The 2733-nt window shown below is 62.2% G+C and carries 1 protein-coding gene; it reads right to left on the bottom strand.

What is annotated here, in order from left to right; genetic code table 11:
• On the bottom strand, window positions 1-2551 hold a 2551-nt coding region (locus tag ACH2EH_RS24880; RefSeq protein ID WP_395146064.1), incomplete at its 3' end, for a phosphoenolpyruvate carboxylase.
• Between the last annotated feature and the right edge of the window lie 182 nt (window positions 2552-2733).

Here is a 2733-nt window from a genome sequence, read left to right as displayed (position 1 = left end):
CCCACTTGATCGTGCGAGTGTGCTCGCCCTCGATGAGGTTGTGGAACTTGTCGCGCAGCGCCGGATCGTCGCAGCGGTCGGCGTAGAGCTTGGCGGTGGGCAGGTGCGTGCGGGTGAGCTCTAGCTGGGCGTTGTCCACGACGGTCTTAAAGAACGCCCACTCGCGCCAGAGACTCTGCATCAAGGCGAGCTTCTCGGGATTGTCGCCGATATACCACTCTAAAGCACTCCCCAGGCCAAACCAGCCGGGGACGATATAGCGGCTCTGAATCCAGGCGAAGACCCACGGAATGGCCCGCAGGTCGTCCACGCTGGCGAGTGCTTTGCCAGAGCGCGAGACGGGGCGCGAGGCAATCGGGAGCTTGCTGATGTGGGCGATGGGAGTGGCCTGGGCGAAGAACGTCCAGAAGCTTGGGTCGTCGTGAACCATGGCGCGGTAGAACGCGCGGCTCTTTTGCGCCATCTGCTCCAGCACAACTTTTCCCTCCTCGCTTTCCTTGGCCTGGCGCTTGGGGCTGGCGGCCTGAAGCGCGGCATTCACGATCTGCTCCAGGTGCCGGTGCGCAATCGGGGCGAGGCCGTAGCGGAACGAGATGACCTCACCCTGCTCCGTGAAGCGAATCTGTCCGTCGAAGCTGCCCGGTGGCTGGGCGAGAATCGCACGATTTGCCCGTCCACCGCCGCGTCCCACCGTCCCGCCGCGTCCGTGGAAGAGCCGCAGCGTGATCCCCGCCTCGTGGCAAACCGTCGCGATCTTCTCTTGCGTGGCTTGCAAGGCCCAGTTCGCCGCCAGAAAGCCGCCGTCTTTGCTAGAGTCCGAGTAGCCCAGCATGATCTCCTGGAAGTTCTTTCTGGTGACGAGATGTGCCTTGTACTCGGGGATCTTGAAGACATCGGCCATTAAGTCGCCGCAGTTGTGCAGATCATCAATGGTCTCAAAGAGCGGGACAATGTCTAGCTCTCCGGCGAGGCCCACTTCCTTGGCGAGGAGCAGCGGCTCTAGCAGATCACTTGCCCCATGGGTCATGCTGATGATGTAACAGACCACGCTCTGAGGCGAGAGCTCGCGTCGAGCGCGGCGGATCACCTCAAAAACATCTAAAACCTCGCGTGTCTGGGCCGAGAGGAGGGCATCGCGGCTTACCAGAGGCCGGGGCGAGCGCAGCTCCCAGCGCAGTATAGCCACTTTCTCGTCCTCGGAGAGTGCGGAGTAGTTCGCCGTGACGCCTGCCAGAGCGAGTATCTCGGTGACGGCTTTGGCATGGACATCGCTGTGCTGCCGAACATCAAGGGGCGCGAGGTGAAATCCGAAGCTGCGCGCCTGAACGACTAAGTCCGCCATGTCTCCGGCATCCGCCACGGAGCCCGCGTGGTTGCGGCGCAGGGCATCTTGCACCAGCGTGAGATCGTCAATAAATGCCGCATCGCTGGCGTAGGCATACGGAGCATTGTTCAGCGTCGCCAGGAGCCGGACGTGAACGCAGAGCAGCTTCAGCACATACGGCTCCCCGATATGGCGCAGGCGGCGACTCTCGGGCAGGGGGACTTCGGCCAGATCGCGCTCTACCGAGGCCAGTAGTGGATCATTTTCAGCCACGCGCTTCACCGAGAGCGTGAGGGCGCGGCGGACATTTTCGACGCGCTCCGCAAAGAACTCCAGCGCGATTCTTCTATGCTCTTTGAGTGTCTCCCAGGTGATCTTCGCCGTTACATTGGGGTTGCCGTCGCGGTCTCCCCCCACCCACGAGCGGTAGCTCACAAAGCAGGGAACCGTGAAGGTCGCCTCAGGGTAGCTCTCGGCAAGGGCGCGGCGCAGGTCGGTGTGGAGCCACGCCACCACTTTGAAGATCGTGCGCTCAAAGAAATACAGCGCGTTGCGTGCCTCTTCCGGAACCGTGATGGGCGTGATGCGAATCTCATCGGTCTGCCAGAGCTCGGTGAGAGCGCGGCGCAGGTTCTCATCGGCGCGCACGCTCGGGTTGCCTTCCAGTGGCTGGTCTAAGTGCGAGCCATCGGCGGTCTGTGAGCGCAGAGCCAGCCCCTCGGCGACGCGTAGTAATTTGTCGAGCACCGCCCGGCGGCGCGCTTCGGTGGGATGCGCGGTGAGGGTGGGGCAGATCTCGATTTGATTGAGGATTTTTTGCACCTCGTCCGCGCTCAGCCCCTGCTCTTTAAGCCGCTGCACGCCCTCACGGATAGACTCCGAGCGCGGCTCCGCGCGGCCCCGGTTCACACGCACGATCTCTTTTTGCTCCGCCGTGTTAAGAAGCTGAAAGAGCACTGTCACCGCGCGCAAAAGCCGTGCGCAAACCGCCGAGTCCATCAGCTCCGGAATCGCTTCGAGCAGCTTTGTGGGGGTCATTGCGTCTTCGTGGGCTGTCTCCATTAGCTTGCGAGAGAGTGCGACAAACGCCGCGCCTTCCTGCTCGGCCAGCACTTCGGAGAAAAGCGTTTCGAGGCGCTCGATATCGTCGGAGAGAGGGACAGGCAGCCCGCAGGCATGGGGCTGGAGCCCGGCGATTGTGAGGGAGGGCACGGAAGGGGAGGACATGCCGCCATTGTATCGCGGCTTGGTTTCGTTGGGGTTTCGGAATTTGTTGGAGTTTCGAGGGGGTGTATTGTTTTTCGAGGGGATGTATTGTTTTTCGAGGGGACAAGTCCCTCTCGCTGAGGGCTTCGTTCGTTCCTCTCTGCGCCGGTCACCCTCACGGGTGGGGGAAGCGCTTAGCGAGA

The organism is Armatimonas sp. (assembly GCF_043760365.1).
Classification (GTDB): domain Bacteria; phylum Armatimonadota; class Armatimonadia; order Armatimonadales; family Armatimonadaceae; genus Armatimonas.
The sequence above is the reverse complement of the archived record's forward strand: the minus strand, read 5'-3'. Positions and strand labels throughout refer to the sequence as shown.